Source organism: Synechococcus sp. MIT S9503, assembly GCF_047304175.1.
GTDB lineage: Bacteria > Cyanobacteriota > Cyanobacteriia > PCC-6307 > Cyanobiaceae > Synechococcus_C.
This window is the reverse complement of the sequence record NZ_CP138955.1, coordinates 1400340-1418672: the sequence shown is the minus strand read 5'-3', so window position 1 is coordinate 1418672 and position 18333 is coordinate 1400340. Positions and strand designations below refer to the sequence as shown.

20 protein-coding genes and 1 tRNA gene are annotated in these 18333 nt (G+C 55.5%); 3 read left to right on the top strand and 18 right to left on the bottom strand.

Features of this window, described 5'->3' with window-relative positions; genetic code table 11:
- Positions 1-97: 97 nt before the first annotated feature.
- The 5 genes from SIB56_RS08125 to SIB56_RS08105 form a co-directional block, all read right to left on the bottom strand.
- Positions 98-310, bottom strand: a complete 213-nt coding sequence (locus tag SIB56_RS08125) for a hypothetical protein (RefSeq protein ID WP_413323467.1) — start codon at positions 308-310, stop codon at positions 98-100.
- A gap of 265 nt (positions 311-575) precedes the next feature.
- Positions 576-1223, bottom strand: a complete 648-nt coding sequence (locus SIB56_RS08120) for a hypothetical protein (RefSeq protein WP_413323466.1) — start codon at positions 1221-1223, stop codon at positions 576-578.
- 355 nt (positions 1224-1578) lie between these two features.
- Complete coding sequence (locus SIB56_RS08115) at positions 1579-2013, bottom strand: cupin domain-containing protein (protein ID WP_413323465.1); 435 nt, start codon at positions 2011-2013, stop codon at positions 1579-1581.
- 10 nt (positions 2014-2023) lie between these two features.
- The gene (locus tag SIB56_RS08110; protein ID WP_413323464.1) at positions 2024-2404 is read right to left on the bottom strand and encodes a carboxymuconolactone decarboxylase family protein; all 381 of its coding nucleotides are present in this window, start codon (positions 2402-2404) and stop codon (positions 2024-2026) included.
- 608 nt (positions 2405-3012) lie between these two features.
- The gene (locus SIB56_RS08105) at positions 3013-3339 is read right to left on the bottom strand and encodes a hypothetical protein (RefSeq protein ID WP_413323463.1); all 327 of its coding nucleotides are present in this window, start codon (positions 3337-3339) and stop codon (positions 3013-3015) included.
- Positions 3340-4382: 1043 nt separating this feature from the next.
- Between SIB56_RS08105 and SIB56_RS08100 the strand changes: the two genes are divergently transcribed.
- Positions 4383-4463 carry a hypothetical protein gene (locus tag SIB56_RS08100; RefSeq protein ID WP_413327235.1) on the top strand — a complete coding sequence of 27 codons (81 nt, stop codon included), beginning with the start codon at positions 4383-4385 and terminating at the stop codon, positions 4461-4463.
- Between the two features lie 528 nt (positions 4464-4991).
- Here the strand turns inward: SIB56_RS08100 and SIB56_RS08095 are convergent.
- The 3 genes from SIB56_RS08095 to SIB56_RS08085 form a co-directional block, all read right to left on the bottom strand.
- A complete protein-coding gene (locus tag SIB56_RS08095) occupies positions 4992-5204 on the bottom strand; it encodes a hypothetical protein (protein ID WP_413323462.1) in 213 nt (70 codons plus the stop codon).
- A 949-nt stretch (positions 5205-6153) separates the two neighbouring features.
- Positions 6154-6540 carry a hypothetical protein gene (locus SIB56_RS08090; RefSeq protein ID WP_413323461.1) on the bottom strand — a complete coding sequence of 129 codons (387 nt, stop codon included), beginning with the start codon at positions 6538-6540 and terminating at the stop codon, positions 6154-6156.
- Positions 6541-6764: 224 nt separating this feature from the next.
- Positions 6765-6838: transfer RNA gene (locus SIB56_RS08085), tRNA-Arg, on the bottom strand.
- 67 nt (positions 6839-6905) lie between these two features.
- Here SIB56_RS08085 and SIB56_RS08080 point away from each other — a divergent pair.
- The gene (locus SIB56_RS08080; protein ID WP_413323460.1) at positions 6906-7670 is read left to right on the top strand and encodes a helix-turn-helix domain-containing protein; all 765 of its coding nucleotides are present in this window, start codon (positions 6906-6908) and stop codon (positions 7668-7670) included.
- Between the two features lies 1 nt (position 7671).
- Here SIB56_RS08080 and SIB56_RS08075 read toward each other — a convergent pair whose 3' ends face one another.
- Entirely contained in the window at positions 7672-7899 is a 228-nt protein-coding gene (locus SIB56_RS08075) for a hypothetical protein (RefSeq protein WP_413323459.1), read from the bottom strand.
- A 23-nt stretch (positions 7900-7922) separates the two neighbouring features.
- Complete coding sequence (rsmI, locus tag SIB56_RS08070; RefSeq protein WP_413323458.1) at positions 7923-8789, bottom strand: 16S rRNA (cytidine(1402)-2'-O)-methyltransferase; 867 nt, start codon at positions 8787-8789, stop codon at positions 7923-7925.
- A gap of 23 nt (positions 8790-8812) precedes the next feature.
- Between rsmI and SIB56_RS08065 the strand changes: the two genes are divergently transcribed.
- Complete coding sequence (locus SIB56_RS08065; protein ID WP_413323457.1) at positions 8813-9730, top strand: 3'(2'),5'-bisphosphate nucleotidase CysQ family protein; 918 nt, start codon at positions 8813-8815, stop codon at positions 9728-9730.
- Between the two features lie 9 nt (positions 9731-9739).
- Here SIB56_RS08065 and SIB56_RS08060 read toward each other — a convergent pair whose 3' ends face one another.
- The 8 genes from SIB56_RS08060 to yidC form a co-directional block, all read right to left on the bottom strand.
- Positions 9740-11905, bottom strand: coding sequence for a polyribonucleotide nucleotidyltransferase (locus tag SIB56_RS08060; RefSeq protein ID WP_413323456.1), 2166 nt, complete (start codon positions 11903-11905; stop codon positions 9740-9742).
- Positions 11906-12066: 161 nt separating this feature from the next.
- Entirely contained in the window at positions 12067-12369 is a 303-nt protein-coding gene (rpsN, locus tag SIB56_RS08055; protein ID WP_413327233.1) for a 30S ribosomal protein S14, read from the bottom strand.
- Between the two features lie 43 nt (positions 12370-12412).
- Complete coding sequence (rseP, locus tag SIB56_RS08050) at positions 12413-13495, bottom strand: RIP metalloprotease RseP (protein WP_413323455.1); 1083 nt, start codon at positions 13493-13495, stop codon at positions 12413-12415.
- A gap of 19 nt (positions 13496-13514) precedes the next feature.
- Positions 13515-14792 (bottom strand): serine--tRNA ligase, encoded by a 1278-nt coding sequence (gene serS / locus SIB56_RS08045; RefSeq protein ID WP_413323454.1) that lies wholly within the window; start codon positions 14790-14792, stop codon positions 13515-13517.
- Between the two features lie 59 nt (positions 14793-14851).
- Entirely contained in the window at positions 14852-15013 is a 162-nt protein-coding gene (locus SIB56_RS08040) for a hypothetical protein (protein ID WP_413323453.1), read from the bottom strand.
- A gap of 72 nt (positions 15014-15085) precedes the next feature.
- A complete protein-coding gene (locus SIB56_RS08035; RefSeq protein WP_413323452.1) occupies positions 15086-16585 on the bottom strand; it encodes an AAA family ATPase in 1500 nt (499 codons plus the stop codon).
- Positions 16578-17129 carry a YceD family protein gene (locus tag SIB56_RS08030; RefSeq protein ID WP_413323451.1) on the bottom strand — a complete coding sequence of 184 codons (552 nt, stop codon included), beginning with the start codon at positions 17127-17129 and terminating at the stop codon, positions 16578-16580. Before SIB56_RS08030 ends, SIB56_RS08035 begins: the two co-directional genes overlap by 8 nt.
- The gene (gene yidC / locus SIB56_RS08025) at positions 17126-18265 is read right to left on the bottom strand and encodes a membrane protein insertase YidC (protein WP_413323450.1); all 1140 of its coding nucleotides are present in this window, start codon (positions 18263-18265) and stop codon (positions 17126-17128) included. Before yidC ends, SIB56_RS08030 begins: the two co-directional genes overlap by 4 nt.
- Between the last annotated feature and the right edge of the window lie 68 nt (positions 18266-18333).

The window sequence follows — 18333 nt, the reverse complement described above, 5'->3', positions numbered from 1 at the left end:
TCGGTGTCGAATGTCAGCAATTGAGCGATCAGAAGAACTTGATGCACAATGATTTTCAGGTGAATTGATGCTTAAAAGGTACTGGAATTCAGCAAGATCAGGCATAAGTAGAATGTCTGATTCTAGGTATCACTCCATCGAAGCTTCCGACACTATGCGGATATTCTCTGCTTTGGAGCATTGCCAGCGAAGGTTGTTTAAGAGCAAGCGACTTCTTGGCAATTTGCTGAAGTGTTGCTAGCTCACGATACTTCATCAATAGAGATTCAGTTGAATTGATGAATGCTGCAACTGCAGTAGAGATTGCCATGGAATTGATCATCGCAGTAATTATGATCGGTGCCTATGGAAAAAGGTCGACATCGACAGCAGAAGTTATCTGTTCAAGGCGAATGTGGCTTGTTGGAGGCAGCAACGACAATGCTGATCACTCTTGGCCGCCTTGAGGCCACCATTAGACCTGCTTCTGCAAGGTCAGTTCCAGTGATGGCGGCGTTTGTGTCGCATGAAGTTCTTAACCTATAGTTGATTTTGAGTATTTAGTGCATTCTCATGTTTCTTTAATTGTGACTGCTTCATGCATTGGTATGCCTTGCTGTTGCAACCAAGAGTAAGGTAACCATAGTGATTAAGCCTAGGAAAAACCAGGCAAGGCGAGATTGACTGGGATTGGGAAGTTCTTCACGAAAAACGCTTATTAGCAACCCTCCGCCAATAAATGCAGTGGCCACAGCCAGTGTTAAGTCAGAGATAGGATGAAAAATTGCAGCATGAATTGTTCCTAAAACAAGTGCAGAACTGCCAAACCAACGAAAGCGACGCCTGAAAGCTTGCTTGTGATTTTGATCTAGCACTCGATCTGCAAGTAAAACGTGTGCACTAATTGCCGCTGTGTATAACAGGCCGTAGCTGATTCCGGTTGTTAGCAATGATGGTAAGGAGTATGCGTAGAGGTAACTGACCAGAGAGAAAAGAGCCAGGCGAATTATGCCTATCCAATGAGTACTGGTTGGGTTTTGCGTGCTGATCACTCCCAATGCATAAGGAATCAAGACTCCTAGGAGAACAATGAGGAAAAGCAAGCTCTCTGTCAGTGCACTTGGCACAAAGTTATGCATCCCTACTGCCTGGCTGATGGTGTCTCCTCCACTTGTCAGCTCCGGCAATAGATGTACAAACAGATATCCCAAACCAGCTCCACCGCCAATGGAAGCCCAACGCATTTGCGCGGACTCTGATTGGGATGAGATTAAACTTGTTAACCAATGACAGCTTCCAATCGCGGAAACGCAGAAGATGACCAAAATCCAGAACATCATCTAGTTCGGTAAGCCTGCTATTCTTGATAGCAATGCTCCTCAGTTTCTGTAGTCTGCTTATGTAGGTATTCTTGAATGTTTTCACCATTCCGAATGCGTGCAGGCACCCTCCTGACGTAAACGTGTCAGTCGTTGGTGAGTTTCAACGCTGGCAATCCACTCATTTGTGCGGGGTCGTCTGTGATACTGACAGCACATTTGGAACGTGTGTATCAGGTTCTCCGCGTTCAGAACTGTGAGAAGGACCGTGGTGAGATAGTCAGTAAATCACTTCCCTACATGGATTCCATGGAGGAGGTTCTTGTACTTGAATTAAAAGCAGTTCAGCTGGTGTTTGACCAACGGCCCAGGAACGGTGACCTTTCCCATGTGTTGTTCCCTGATCGCCACCAAAGCTGATATCTCCTGGACCCATTTCGATGATGACTCCATCCATCGTCTCAACGCTCCAGCGCCCACGTAAGGGAATGATCCATTGAGGTGTTGGATTTTCGTGCCAATCCCCGATTTCACCCGGCATTAATATCAAAGTGATCAATTTGGCATTGCCCTTATAATGGACTGCACTCCAGATTGGAGCAGCTCCCTTTGCAAAAACTGATTGCTGATGCCCTTTTAGTGAGTGCAAGTTCTGACAGCTCACGCCTTGATCATTGACCCATACACGCCAAAAATTTACAGCGTCGTTTTTCATGGTTTTCCGGCTAGTTGCATTTAACTTCATCAAAAACCTCCTGTGCGGCTAACAGCGCATTTGTTGCTGCTGGAAATCCGCAATAGGCAATCATTTGAGTGATGATTTCAAGTATTTCCATTTCACTGCATCCAGTATTGAGTGCGCCCTTGATGTGCACTTTCAGTTCTGGGAGAGCAAAGCCTTGCACTGTCAATGCTGCTACAGTGCATAGTTCACGTGTTTTGTCATTAACAACGTCTCTTCGGTATAATTCACCGAATGGAAATTCGACATTTACTTTTGCGAATTCAGGGTAAATAGCATTAATTGCCTTGATCCATCGATCAGCAGCTTCGCCGAAATGCTTCCGCATTTCGTGCATTCCCTGGATGTATTTGGTTGATGACATTGCAATTCGGCTCAGTTTTACAAGTGGTCAGGATTGATTCGATTTGACTTTGGTTTTGCTTGCATATTTGTTTCATAGCAACGATTTCAGTGGTTTGCCTATATCTAAGTCAGGCCTTTTTGAATTATTCAAGTTTTTGGTTGTTATTGCGACTGATTTTGGTCAATAAACCATGCCGCGGTGGCGTGAATGGCTGTCAGCCAGTAGCAAATGTGCTTTTCTATTCTGACGCGCTATGTGGTGAAGAAATTCTTAGATGTAATCAATTCAACGTGCATATCCATTGCAAAGTATGCAATCATTTAAATGTCGGGATTTTTTAGCCTGACTATTCGTTTGAGGTGATTTTAAAGACTAGTTATAGATTCGATGGTGATACATTTCTTTTCCAACCCCAATGCCGAAATTGGCTCAAGTGTCTAAAGTCTGTGAGATCATGAATGTAATTTTTAGCAAGATTCCGTCATTTTCTTTTGCACGAATTGCCGCATTCGATGCATATCCAAACTAGCCTATAATAGCTTATCTTGAAGATGGATGCAGATTTGCTAGACGTGGGGTTCTCAAGAACTGTTGTGTCTCTTCGTATCCCTCTGCAGGAGTCGCTATCAAAAACCTGTCTTTAACGTTTTTACACCTGACTGATAGATGCTTAGTGCATACTTTCCTTCGCGAATGAACCTCACAAAATCATCTCCGTTCTGCCGTTGATAGGTTTTGCCCTGTTCCACTGCGGGAAAAGCAAAACTCCAGCGGTTGCTGCTGATGTACGCGTTCCCTTGCAGCTGAGTGAAGTCGCATTTGAAATCCTCAATAGGTGAGTTCTTGTCTAAACGAGTCAGTTCACAAAGGACGTTTCTTACTGTGTCAGCCTTAACGGGTGCAGTCAGTGAGGCGAGTATCAGGGCTGCAGCGGTGAGCTGAGTCTGGATCATCCTGTCCACTCGTAACGGAGTACATATCGCCAGTTAATCACGGCATGACTACTTGTTGCCATCTGCTATCGCATGTTGAAGCCATGGTTGAAAAGGTTTGCTGTCCTTAGCAACCTCTCAGTCTTGATCCTTTCCGTGCAAAATAATGATCCTCTTGACCAGGTTTAGATCGCCTTCTTGGCGGGAGTCAGCTAGTCAATAGACCCCTGCAAATACAATGCAATATCTAAGGCTGGGTTACCCGCTGCTGACACATGGCTTTGAACAGTGGCCGCCTTAGTGTTGATCCTTAGAAGGCTAGTGCAACGAGGGCAATGATGACGACGGTGGCGGTGATAGGTTCCATGGAGCTGATTTGTTTCAGTCACTATGGACTGGATGTCTTGACACCACCACTCTAAATACAGGTGAATTTGTGGTAAAATTTATGAGAAAATTTCCATAGTGCTTTTCTGATTTAAACCAATTAGTTAGTCAACAAAAATCGCCCAAGGCGGTTAATATTTGATATAGGTTGTTTTGTGAGTTTATTGGTGGTGTTTATATATTCCACTCTCTTAAGTGAAGTAGTTGGTAGCTTTTCTGAATGACAAAAGCAATCCATAATGCTTGTTGATTTTAAATATTATAGTCCATGCCAGCCTAAATACCAAAGCGAAGGATTCAGCATCCACTGGTCACATTAACTCAAGCCATATTTCCCTAGTAGCTTCAGATCCGCCAGGGTCCAGAGAGTTATTAGCCCAATGCACGGAAACTTGTCTGAAGGCATGGGCAGCAGCGATGCAAATCAGATTCCAGTCTGCTGTGGGTGATCCAATCCGCTGCGGTGTCAGGGAGCGTTTCGCCATCGTGGACTCATGTCAAACAGGGAACGCCCGCTAATTGATCGCCATGCTCCAAAGATTGGCGTCGTCTGGCTGGTGAACGACCAGGGAGGCAAGTTCTGTAGCTTCACCAACGCGAATCCAACCGCGCATGCCCAATGGGTTGTTGTCGAGACCAAGCCGCTACTCGGTGGCGGTTAGCTGGTGATCAGACGGATGCTCAGACACAACGCGATCGAAGCCTGGGAAACGATGCAGAAGTCAGGCGGGTGGAAGCGTTGCCCGCCTAGGTGGTGATGTCGATCTTGCAGCGTGCGGGGTCAGTGAATATCAAAATCCGTCCCATGCCTTCTAGCAGGTGTCAGAAGTGCTGTGATCTTGAAGGAGTTGAGGGGCCAAGTGATTGCTAATTGCAGCCTGGGTTTCTTTCGCGACCTATACAGAAATACTCAAATTTTGAATAATATTTGGCTGATTTCGGCCAGTCTCCTTCGCTTACGTCAATGCATGGCGTGTCTTTAGATATTTGATATCCCTGCATGGCAGCCCCAACCATTGAGTCACAGTGGTTGGGATCCTGTTGAGCCGTTGCTGGCTGTGCTGCAAGCAAGAATGGCAGTAAAAGCAGGAGTCGTTTCATGCCATTAGTGTCGCAGATACCACTCTTAAAGCCTGAAAAGAATTCGTTTCTTGGTGGGCAGACCATCTGACCATCATCCGAGTGTGCAAAGCAATCGAAGCCTGGGAGACCATGCAGAAGTCAGGCTGGTGGAAACGTTGACAGCCAAGGTGGTCACCCCGTTCAATCGGGGTGGTGAATCCCCGTCACACAGTCCAACGATGCCAATGGTTGGGCGCATGGCTGAACTTGGGTCCCATTCGATAGCTCTTCTTCGGAAAGCCAGTGCGATAGGCCAATTCCTCGGTTTGAGCGGCCTCCTGAAGTCGCTGCTCGATCAACAGAGTTTTTGCATGCGCGGCAGCGCCAATGCCCAGTGTGAGGGACAGGGTGTAGATGAAGAGGGACTTAACAAACATGGCTGGGTGGAGTAGATATCAGGGGAGAGCGCCCCTCGACTCCTTCAAAGTCACAGCCCTTCTGGTGAAGCCCAGTGCACAGTCCTGGTGTAGACCCCTCGAAGTTTTGGTGAGTATCTGGTGATTGGCTCAGACCCCACTGCCTGACTGGGCTAGCTCACGCGGAAGCCAGTGGCGCAGAGGCTTCAGGGCACTAAAAAACCCCGCACTTGGCGGGGTGTGATCGGTGTGAGGTTGTTTTGCCGGGAGATCGATAGCGTCCACTCAACGCCCCCTGCTTTTCCCTTCAAGGGTTTTGTATTGCTTTCAGCCACCTCGTAATGGCCTCAGGCTTCCCGACGGAAATTTCAAATTAGAAGCTGATTTGGATTCCGAACCCAGGATGGCGGTGGTTATATCCGTAGGCAGGAAACACTCTCGGGTAGCCATATACCTCGCGGTTGTAAACCCTGCGAGCATGCCGCCAATCACGATTATATGCTCTCTGGTAATGATTAAATTCGCGAACATCATGGCGGAATTCACGATGAATTCTTCTTATTTCGTGATTTCTATGATGATGATGGTGGTGGTGATTCTCTTTTGCGTCAGCAGCCGGTGGAGCAATAAACACTGCAGCGCCGACAACAGAAGCGGCAGCGATGGTAGACAAGAGTTTCATTTGATTGATTTAGGTAGTGGGGGCATCCCTCCGATATAGCCACCATCGCTGAACTGAACAGAACCCACATCACCCATTCAGGTGGTCTCCCAGGCGCTTGACTCCCCCGTTTGAGTCGACCTCAGTAACGCATGAAACCCCCCGCACTTGGCGATGCGTGATTGATGTGAGGTTGTTTTGCCGGGAGATGGATCAGCGCAACTAGAGCGCCCTGCTTTTCCCTTCAAGGGTTTTGTTTGGCTTTCAGCCCCCGTGTTCATGGCTTCAGGTACTCCGATAATCTCGCATTCACCATTCTGCTTTATGCAACTTCTTATAGTATTCATAAGTAATATCGTTATCCAACCCACTAACACCAAGAACCGTAACACCCATTTTCTGGTCACATTGTATTTCTGCCACTAAATACTCTTTCTGGTGATAGCCTGTGATGCTAACGACTCTTTCTCTTTGCAGGGTTGTGTTTACATTGCTGGGATTAAAATTGTGATTTTCAAGAACTTGCTTTGCATTTTTAAGGCACTGCCCTGTTGTTCCGCCGTATGCGTAGTTGTCAATATAGATAAAGGGTTTTGCCTCCGCGCTCTTGGTGGCGAGTAAGCCTGTTCCGATAACAGTAGCGATAGCAAATGAGGAGAAGAATTTCATTTGTTTGATTCTGGTAGTGGAGGTCAACTCTCCTTGGATTTTTACCATTTCCGGATTCAATTGGATTCACATCACCCGTTCGAGTAGTTTTTGGCCAAATTTCAGGGGTGAAGCATCGTGCATCACTACCCACCCCAGTTCAAGCCCCCGTGCACCGTGTTTGGGGTCAATCTGTCCGCATCTTGTCCACATTCGCCTTTCGGCATCCAAAAAGGGTTCCCAGATTTCTTGAGAACCCTTGCAACAACTCACGCCCCCTGATGGATTCGAACCATCGACCGACTGCTTAGAAGGCAGTTGCTCTATCCAGCTGAGCTAAGGGAGCATCCTGTCCATTCTTGCAGTCAGGCCCAGGCGCAGCATCTAAGGTTGAAAGCTGCTCAAAGGTCGCGATGGCACCCAGCCGGCTTACTGACAACCAAAAACAGGAGCTTTTGGTCCGTTATCGCGCCGGTGAGACCAGCGCTGCTCTTGCCACGCACTATGGATGCAGCGCGAACACCGTCAGTCGCACGGTGCGCACGCTGCTGAGTCCGGAGGAATACAACGAACTCAAGTCTGCTCGTGCCCGTGCCGACAGTGTTCCTGCATCAGCGGAATCCTCTGTGGGCGTTGAGGTCTCCAGCGAGAGCAGTTCCGGCCCTGAAAGCCCTCGCAAACCAGTGGATTCTCCGCCAGATGAGGATGAAGGCCTCTCGACCCTTGCCCTCGAGGACGCTGATGACTTCGGCGATGACGACGCTGATGAGGTGAGCGATGACGACGGGTTTGATGGTTCGACAGACGATGTGTTTCAGGAAATCGCGGTGCTGTCGGTCGACCTGCCCCAGGTGAGCAGGGAGCAGGTCACCTGTCTTCCCTTCGCTGCCGGTGTGCTTCCTGACAGCGTTTACATGCTGGTCGACAAAACTGTCGAGCTGGATCCAAAACCGCTCAGTGACTTCCCAGAACTCGGGGTTGTGAACCCTGAGGAGCTAACGCGTCAGGCACTTTGCCTTTATTCGAGTCCACGCTCAGCCAAGCGTCAGTGCGGCCGAAGTCAGCGTGTGATCAAGGTTCCCGACACCCAGGTGTTTGAGCGCACGTCGCGCCATTTGCTTGCCAGGGGAATCACACGGCTTGTTCTTGAAGGCGCCATGTATTCGCTGGATTCCTGAATCATCGTTGCGAGTCGGGCATCAGCACCACCGCGATGCTGCCGCCACTGATCACTCCCAGCACAGTGCTGACGCCAACAATGAACCCTGCAGGAAGGGGTGCGGTTGTTCCGATGCCCAGTTTCAGTCTGTAGCGATCACTCAGATTCTGCGCGCCAAGACAAAGAATCACGAGCAGAGCGGCACCTCCACCAAGCGTGATCAGAAGCAGTCTCAGGCGCAGCAGCATGCCGCGGATTCCGTGAAGCTGCTTCAGTCTGCCTCCTTCTCCTCGACATGCATCAACGCATAGAGCTCACGTCGTGATCGTCCAGCGCTTCTGGCCAGATCCTTCGCTGCATCACTGGGTTTCATGCCCTGATCGATCAGTGTGGCGAGTCGTTGACGGCACTGGTCATCGCTCATCAAAGCCTCCTGCTGTTGTGGTGCACCACCCAGCACCAGCGTGAATTCACCCTGGGGTGAGTGCTCTCTGAAATGGCTGAGTGCAGCGATCACGGTCGGACCAACCTGTTGTTCGTGACGCTTGGTCAGTTCACGGGTCACTTGCAGTGCTCGCTCGTCGCCACAGAGCTCCCTGAGTTCCTCCAGCAGTTTCACCAGCCTGTGCGGAGCTTCGTAGAGCACCGTGGTGCGTTGTTCTTCGACCACCGTGGTCAGCCGTTCGCGTCTTTCGCGTCCTCTGGCTGGCAGAAATCCTTCAAAGCAGAACCGATTGCTCGGCAGGCCACTGCTGACCAGTGCTGTGGTGGCAGCGCATGGCCCCGGAATACAGATCACGGAATGACCTGCCTGGCGCGCAGCAGCAACGAGTTCTTCGCCTGGGTCACTGATTCCCGGCAGTCCGGCATCACTGATCACGGCAACGCTGTGGCCGTTGCTGAGTTCGCTCAGCAGCTGAGGAACGCGGCCATGTGTGTTGTGCTGATGAAAGCTGCAGCGGCGCGCTTTCGATCCCAGGGCTGTGAGCAGTTGGCCGCTGTGGCGTGTGTCTTCGCAAGCGATGGTGTCCACAGCAACCAGCAGGGCCCTGGCTCTCGGTGAAAGATCACCCAGGTGGCCGATCGGTGTGCCAACCAGATAAAGAACCCCCGCTTCCGGTTCGGCGCGCTGCTTCACAATGGCTCCGCCCTGATCTCTCCATGATGCCGACTGCGATGAACCTGCCTGCCGGCATCAGTCAGGACAACCTGCTCAAGGCCCTGCGAACGCTCTGCTGGGGAGCCGCCGATATTCTCCGGGCGTATGCCCGGGGTGAGCAGCCTCCCCATGGTTTTTCCCGTGCTCTCAGTGTCGACAATGGCGGCGAAGGGCCTGTGTCTGCTGCCGATCTGGCCGTGAATCAATGGCTGCTCGAGGGTCTCCGTTCAGAGTTCCCGGATGCAGGCTGGACCCTGCTCAGCGAGGAGACGGCAAAAGAACAGCTCACCGCCGGTGAGCCGTTGCCTGCTGAATGGCTCTGGATTCTTGATCCTCTCGACGGCACCAAGGATTTTCTGCAGGGCACCGGTGAATACGCTGTTCATCTGGCGCTGGTGAAGGGGCACAGGCCGGTGCTGGGGGTTGTGTTGCTTCCCGAGGCTGATGAACTCTGGTTCGGAGTGGTTGGAGATGGCGGCTGGTGCGAGAACCGCACAGGTGAACGCAGTCCTGTTCGCTTCAGCGAACGCTCGGCTGAGGGAGAGCTGATCATGGTGGCCAGCCGCAGTCATCGCGACGATCGCCTGGAACGTCTGATCGCCGCTCTCCCGCTTGCCGGCTCCAAGGCCGTTGGCAGTGTCGGCTGCAAGGTGGCCACCATCCTGCGAGGGGAGACCGATCTCTACATCTCTCTTTCCGGCAAGAGTGCACCCAAGGATTGGGATATGGCAGCCCCTGAAGCCGTGTTGCTGGCCGCTGGCGGTGCTTTCACCCACGCTGACGGCCGTGCGCTCGCCTACAACACGGGGGATGTGCGTCAGGCAGGCTGTCTGATCGCCAGCCATGGAAAAGCCCATGCCGGGCTGGAGCAGCGAGCGGCACGGGCCATGGAGATAATCGATCCTGGTTTTCAGCTCTGAACAGACCCCTCAGGAAAGGGGCGCAACCGGGGTGGGCGCAGGTTCGGGCTCAGTGTCCTCGCCATTCTGTGGCACACCGCGCAGCGTCAGATTGATGCGGCCGCGATTGTCGATTTCGCGCACACGAACGGTGACCTCGTCGCCCACCTTCACCACGTCTTCTACCTTTTCGACCCGAGCCTCGGAGAGCTGGGAAATGTGGATCATGCCCTCCTTGCCGGGAAGGATCTCCACAAAGGCGCCGATCGGAATGATCCGGGTGATCGAACCGCTGAACACCTCGCCTTCATTGACCTTGCGGGTGAGGCCTTCGATGATCTTCTGCGCTTCGTCGGCTGCTGCTCCGTCGTGGGAGGCAATGGTGACGATGCCGCTGTCTTCGATGTCGATCTTGGTGTTGGTGCGCTCCGTGATCCCCTTGATGGTGCGCCCACCCGGACCGATCACTGTGCCGATCAGTTCAGGATCAATCCGGAAGCTCAGCAGGCGTGGGGCATGTGGTGACATGCCGTCGCGGGGGGTATCGATTGCCTCGAGCATCTTCTCGAGGATGTGGAGACGGGCAGGACGGGCCTGATTGATGGCCTCGGCAACCGTGTTGATCGCCAGACCAGTGATCTTCATGTCCATCTGCAGGGCGGTGATGCCCTTGTCGGTGCCCGCCACCTTGAAGTCCATGTCGCCGAGGAAGTCTTCGATCCCCTGGATATCGGTGAGGATGCGGACCTCCTTGCCCTCTTTGATCAGACCCATGGCTGCACCGCTGACCGGTGCCTTCAGGGGCACGCCCGCGTCCATCAGGGCCAGGGTGCTTCCGCATACCGAACCCATCGAGGTGGAGCCATTGGAGCTGAGAACCTCGCTCACAACCCTCACTACATAGGGGAATGTGTCCTTGGCAGGCAGCACGGGCAGGATGGCGCGCTCCGCGAGGGCTCCATGGCCGATTTCACGCCGGCCTGGGGATCTCATCGGCCTGGTCTCGCCCACCGAGAAGGGAGGGAAGTTGTAGTGATGGAGGTAGGTCTTCTCCGTGTTGGGGTTGAGATCGTCCATCTCCTGGGCATCACTGGGTGTGCCGAGGGTTGCGGTCGACAACACCTGAGTGAGGCCGCGCTGGAACAGGCCGGAGCCGTGCACCCGCTTGGGCAGCACTCCTGCAGCCGCACTGATCGGACGCACCTGATCAAGACCTCTGCCGTCGACGCGCTTGCCGTCTTTGACGATCTGCTGACGCATCAGCTTTTTCGTCAGGGCTTTGAAGCTGTTGGGCAGTGCTTTGCCGTTCCCTGAAACCAGTTGACGTACGGGGTCGTTTTCTTTCAGCCCCTCAATGGTCTCAGCGGTCTGATCACGGATGGCATCGAGTTTTTCGTCGCGCTCGGCCTTGCTCTGATCGAACTGGCTGAGCACATCGCCGATCGACTTGCTGCAGGCTTTCTCGAGATAAACAGGTAGGGTTGTGTCTTCGCTTGGAGCCTCCGGCTTCACCTGCTTGATCCCGGCGTCCTTGAGGATGGATTCCTGGGCTTTGATCAGCTCACAGACCGCCTCGTATCCGAAGTCGATCGCTTCAATCACGTCTCCTTCCGGCAGCTGATTGGCACCTGCCTCGACCATCACCACGCCATCGGGTGTGCCGGCCACCACGAGATCGAGATCTCCCCGTTCGATCTCACGGAAGCTGGGGTTGAGCACGAAGTCGTCGCCCAGCAGGCCAACCCGCACCGCAGCCATCGGACCCTGGAAAGGGATGCCCGCCAGGAGCGTGGCCATTGAAGCCCCTGTCACTGAGAGCACATCCGCAGGGACGCGCTCATCCAGGGACATGCAGGTGGCGACGATCTGAATGTCGTCCCTCATCCAGCTCGGGAAGAGGGGTCGCATCGGCCTGTCGATCAACCGGCAGATCAGTGTGGCCCGCTCGGGTGGTCTCCCCTCCCGGCGCATGAAGCTTCCTGGAATCCGTCCTGCTGCGTAGAGGCGCTCTTCGTAGTCGCAGATGAGTGGGAGGAAATCGATGCCTTCGCGACCTTTGGAACGGGTGGCTGTGACAAGCACAGAGGTGTCACCGCATTCGATCATCACCGAGCCACCGGCCTGGGGGGCATACCGCCCCGTGGTCAGCCGTATCTCCCGACCGTCAAAGGAGATCGACTGTGTCTGACCTTGCACTGTTGTTTATGTCTTTCTGTCAAGAGAGATTCTGGCACTTCACAGGATTGAAACGTCAATCCCACTGAATCCAATTGGATTCGGTGTGCCGGTTCCACAAAAAAAGGAGGTGTTCAGGCACCTCCTCGGATGGAATCAGAGTTGAGCGGAGGGTCGGCGAATCACCAGCTGGACTTGACCACGCCGGGAAGTTCACCCTTGTGAGCACGCTCACGAAGCTGGTTGCGGCACAGGCCGAAGTCGCGGTACACACCCCTTGGCTTGCCCGTGGCCCAGCAGCGGTTGCGCATGCGGTTGGGGGCGCTGTTGCGTGGCAGGGCCTGAATCTTGCGGTGGATCTCGAGGCGCTCCATGGGATCTTCCGCAGCATTGAAGGCGGCCATCAGGGCAGTTCGCTTGGCGGCAAAGCGCTCAACAGTTTTCTTGCGCTTCGCATCGCGGGCGATCATCGACTTCTTGGCCATGCGGCGACTGAAAAGGAGCAGTTCAACCAGCAACCATACAGTTTCACTGGCCGATCAATTGACGCACCACTGGAAGCTGGCTGGTGTCGCGCACGATCAGCAGCACGCTCAGACCCAGCACCAACAGCAGGCTTGACTGCATCACAGCCAGCTGAAACCGTTCCGGCAGTGGACGTCCACGCAATCCCTCAAGCAGCAGAAACACCAGTTGGCCGCCATCGAGCAACGGCAGCGGCAAGGCGTTGAGGACCGCCAGATTGATGGAGATCAGAGCGAGGAAAAGGGCGAGACCCGACCCCCCCTGACTCGAGAGCTGGGCTCCCATTTCCACGATCTTCACAGGGCCTGAAACCTGTTGTGCAGTGGCACCGAAGTTGGTGAACAGTCCCGCATAGCCGGAAACGGTCCTGCTGAACAGAGCACTGAACTGCTGGCTGGAGACCCTGAGTGCCTCCATGGGCGAGCGCACGGGCCTGCTGGTGCTGCTCACCACCTCCTGAAGCTGGGCGCCGATGCGACCCACCCCCTGCTGATCCTCAGGAGTGAGCTGCAGCGGGGAGACAACATCGTTCCTCAGCACCTGAAGCGTGAGCGACTGCCCAGGGCTGTTGCGGATCGGATCGACCGCGGCCTGTACAGCTGTTTCTCCTCGGCCCAGCTCAACGGCGTCGATCGACAGAATGCGGTCACCGGGTTTCAACCCTGACAGAGCCGCCGGTTCACCACCCTGAACGCTCATCACCATCACCCCTGGGCCTGGCTCTCCAGGTACTCCAGTGCTGGCGGTGTGTCCCACCAGAACCAACCAGGCCAGCAGCAGGTTGGCCAGCACGCCCGCACTGATCACAAGCATCTGCTGGGGGATCGGTCGGTTGCGCAGCAGATCGGGATCGTCTTTGGGAATGTCACTTTCCTCGTCATCCTCTGGAAAGGAGACAAAACCACCCAGCGGGAGCACCCGCAGGGCGTAGGTCACCCCATCGCGTTCGGTTTTCAGCAAAGCCGGTCCGAACCCCACTGAGAAGCCGTTCACACGGATGCCCTGCAGCCGGGCTGCAAAGAAGTGGCCCGCTTCATGAATGACGATCAACAGCCCCAGAGCCAGCAGTGAGGCCAGAACGTTCATGGATACCGTTTCAGTGCGGTCATTCTGGCTGGATCCTGTCGTTCCCGAAGTAAGGCACAAGTGCCTGAGGAATCACAACACTGCCATCGGCCTGCTGACCGTTTTCCAGAAGGGCTGCCATCGTGCGGCCGATCGCCAGACCGCTGCCATTGAGGGTGTGCACCAGTCGGGTTGCTTTTCCTTCCTTGGTTCGAATCGAAGAACGTCGTGCCTGGAAATCTCCGCAGACGCTGCAGCTGGAAATCTCGCGATAGGCACCGGCGCCTGCAAGCCAGACCTCCAGGTCGTAGGTGCGCGATGCGGAGAACCCCAGATCACCCGTGCACAGTTCCAGTACCCGGTAAGGGAGTTCCAGTGCCTGAAGCACCGCTTCAGCATCCGCTGTGATCTGATCGTGGGCTTCAGCTGAGTGATCGGGGTGCGTGAACCAGTAGAGCTCCACCTTGTTGAACTGGTGGAGGCGGATCAGCCCTCGGGTGTCTCTGCCGTAGCTGCCCGCCTCTCTGCGAAAGCATGGGCTGTAAGCCACATATCTGAGAGGCAGCTGATCCGCTGGGATGATCTCGTCGCGGTGCAGAGAGGTGACCGGCACCTCCGCGGTGGGTGTGAGCCAGAGATCATCATCCGCGCAACGGAAGCTCTCCTCGGCAAATTTCGGAAGCTGACCTGATCCGGTGAGGCTGGCGCTGTTCACCAGCACGGGGGGCAGCACCTCGCGATAGCCCTTGTCGCTGTGCAGATCCAGCATGAAGTTGATCAGAGCGCGCTCCAGCCGTGCTCCCTGACCGAACAGGGTCACGAACCGGCTCTGGGCGATGCGCACGGATCGCTCGCTGTCCAGCAGGCCGAGACGGTCAGCAATGGCCCAGTGCTCCTCCAGGCCCTCCTGTTCGCGGGGCTGGCCCCAGCGGCGCACCTCGATGTTGTCGTTTTCATCCCTGCCATCGGGAGTCTCCGTCGAAGGCAGGTTCGGAAAGGTGAGCAGCTCTGTCTTCAGCTGCGAGGCAAGTTCCTTTTCCTCGTCCTCGAGAACGGACACCTTCTGCTTGATGGCGTTGCCCTGATGACGCAGTTCAGCAACCTCGGATCCCTGGGGATCAGCTCCGCCTTTGATTCTCTGGCCAACGTCCTTGCCGATGCGGTTGCCCTCCGCCTGCAGGGTGCTGCGTTGTTCTTCAAGATCCCTCTGATGCTGAGCGATCTGCTGCAGGGAACTGAGATCGACATCCATGCCTCGACGCCCCAGCTGAGCGGCAATCAGCTCAGGGTTCTCTCGCACCAGACGCTGATCGAGCACAGGGATTCAGATGACAGCGCGGGAAGCTTAAGCGTCCGCTGTCAGCGGTCTGACCGTGCTCAGAAAACCTGTCCCACCATCACAGCAGCCACGGCTGAGAACAGAGTAATCCCCAACGCGGTGAAGGGGTTCTGGCCCTGTGCCACGGCCACCGTGGTGATCACCCCGGCTCCGAGGCAGGCCGCTGCCAACTGGGTGGTGATTTCGGAGGGACGGTTCAATTCCGGGACTTCGGACGTCTCTGGAACCTACGGAGTCCTGATGAGTTCGTCTCTGGCTAAGGGGGAGGATTGTTACGCCGCGTCAGGGTTCGTTACGGCTCGCAATGAAGCGGGCCTTGCGCGTCCGGCACTGGCCCATTGCTTGAGACCCTCCATCTGCTCCCTCGCCGTCCGCGAAAGGGGTACAAGCTGAGAAGCGGCGAGGATCAGATCACTTTCCGTGAGTTCGCGGATTTCGGCGAAAGCAAGGTGCATCGCTTCAATCACCACCTGCTCCAGTTCTGCACCGGAATACCCATCGGTGCGATCAACAACGGTTGACAGCGGCAGATTGAGGCCCGGGCGCCGCCGCTGCAGATGCAGGCTGAGGATGCTCAGTCGTTCATCCCTCGACGGGAGATCCAGCAGGAAGATTTCATCGAAGCGTCCCTTGCGCAGCAGTTCAGGCGGCAGGCGCTCCACTCCGTTCGCGGTCGCCACCACAAACACAGCGGATCGTTTCTCCGCCATCCAGGTGAGCACCGTGGCCAGAACGCGCTGGCTGGTGCCGCCGTCGCTGCGGCTGTCATTGCCGAATCCCTTGTCGATTTCATCGATCCAGAGAACGCAGGGTGCCATGGCCTCCGCCCGCTGAATCATGTCCCGGGTGCGGGCTTCACTGGCTCCCACGAGTCCGGAGAACAGGCGCCCCACATCCAGTCGAAGCAGCGGCATCGACCAGCTGTGGGCGATGGCCCTGGCGGTGAGTGATTTGCCGGTGCCCTGGGGACCGACAAGCAGCACCCCGCGGGGCAGAGGCAAGCCGAAGCGGCGTGCATCGTCGTTGAAGGCTCTGTGCCGTTGATCCAGCCAGTGCTTGAGCGTTTCGAGGCCACCGATGTCACCCGGTGTTGCATCCGTGGGGCAGAACTCAAGCACTTCGCTTCGGGCCAGGGAAAGACGCTTCTCCTCAAGCACATCCACGAGATCGTCGCGGCTGAGCGCTCCACGCTGAGCCAGTGCTTTTGCGGCCACGTGCCTCACCCTCGCCTCACTGAGTCCGCAGCATGCGTGGGTGAGTTCCTCGAGCACGTCGGCTTCAAGGGCACGACCGCTTGCCCTGGCGATGTTGGCGAGCAGGGTTCGCAGCTCCTGCTCCTGGGGAAGGGGCAGATCCATGAGTGTCAGAGCCTCGTCCAGGTCGGCGGGAGGCGACCACTCACCACAGGTCACGATCAGCGTGTGGGGGGTGGTTCTCAGCTGGCTGGCGAGGTTCCGCAACATGCGCGCGATCCCAGGGTCCTCGCAGAAACGGTGAACATCCTTGAGCAGCAGAAGAGTCGGACTGGAGGGAGATCGCTCCTGCAGCCACTGCAGCACCGCCATCGGCTGCCGGGCTCCCAGTTGTTCCTGGCCCAGTGCGCCGCTCAGACCTCCAACAAAATCCCAGCAGGTCAGTGTGCGATCAGGCAGTCGTTCCGAGGTCTGGCGCAGCAGCGTTTCCACGCGTTCCTCCTCGTGGCTGCGGATCCAGATCAACGGTGTTCCTGATCGGATCAACAGATCCAGTTGTGCAATCCAGTTGTCAGTCATGGTGCTTCCCGTTGCGTTGCATCGACGTCTGAAGATCCTTCAGGGCCTGCCAGCGCGGATCAGGTGCCTTGTCCACGTTGGTCTCTGCGGTTGGATTCGAAGCCTGTTGCGGCAGGCCCGGACAGTGCTCTCCACAGCGATTCACAACCGACATCTGAAGACTGAGCTGTTCGAAGACCCAGCGTTCCGGTTCGAAGTCACCGCGTGGGTTCAGGCACTCCATCAGTCCATCGGGTGAAGTCGGGTCGAGCCCCGCTTCGGAAAGATGGTCATCGCTGGGTTCATCCCCAAGCCAGATCAGCTCCCTGGAGTCGGCATTCAGCTGCTGATTGAAACGACCGAGGCATCGGTCGCAGCGGAGGCAGACGATGGTCTGAACCGATCCTTCAACCTCCAGAAGGTTGCCGAGATGTTCAGCCTTCAGCGTCCCGCGAACGGGTGTGAGGCTGGGCATCTCATCGAGTTGACCATCCACTGTCCAGACTTTGGAGGTTCCCAGAGCTTGTAGCTCCCTGAGCGGTACAGGCTCAAGGCCGGGGATCATTTGTTGCCGCCCTTTGGCTCGAAAGGCAGGCGACCCCCCTGAGGTCCTCCCGCGGTGGCGGTCGCAGGTTGCTGTTTGAGCTGGTCGTCCAGGATGGCCTGAAGATTGTCAGGCAATGCCTCCCGGGTGAGCAGGAAGGTCTGCAGAGCCTGGAAAATGTTGGCGATCACCATGTAGAGCAGAACACCAGCCGGGAGTGGGAAGAACAGGAACATTCCCGTGATCATCACCGGGGTGATCTTGTTGGCGGTTGACTGCTGCGGATTGGCAGGCATGCCCATGCCTGACAGCAGCTGGGAGATGAACAGACTCAGGCCAAAGGAACCCACAAGGATGGCGATGTCCCAGTTGACCGAACCGTCGGTATAGAAGCCAACCTGACCAAGTGCCTTGATGAACAAGAAGCCACTGCGAGCTGCCAGGCCGGGGATCTTGCCTTCAACCGTCGCATCACCGGGAGCCAGCGCGGTGATCTGCCCGTCATCGGAGACCGAGACTATCGACTCACCTTTGGTGACTGTCCATGCCGGCAGGAAGGACTGACCGTTTTCGACGCCATCAACAACATCACTGAAGGCATCACCGCTCTTGGTCTGAAGCTGGATCTGTACGCTTTCGCCGGTGCCGATCTTGGTGCCGCCGGGCAGGCTTGCGATCACCGGAACGTGATCGGTCTCGGTGATGAAGATCGAATGACTGGCGCTTGTGAAAGGCTTGGGTTCCACCGCCGCAATCTGCTCAGCGGGAAGCACTTTCAGATTGAGGGTGTAGGGCACATCAGCGAACGGTGACCCCCGCAGGGTGGCGAACAATGCAAAAAGAATCGGCATCTGCACCAGCAGAGGCAGGCATCCGGCCAGAGGGCTGCCGAACTCCTTCATCAACTTGCCCAGCTCTTCCTGTTGTTTCTGGGGGTTGCTGGCGAAACGTGACTTGATCTCAGCCTGCCGCTTCTGCATCACCGGCTGAGCGATTCGCATGCGTCGGGCGCTGCGGATGGAGCCTGCGCTCAGAGGGAACAGAGCCAGGCGGATCACCACCGTGAGAGCCACGATCGCGAGCCCGTAGCTAGGGACCAATCCGTAGAAGAAATCGAGGATCGGCAGCAGCAGATTGTCGGAGATGTAACCGATCACGATGGCGTTCCGATTGGCGGTGAAGGGTGATGCCAGTGTGCAACAGCATCGATGCCGTTGCGTCTGGG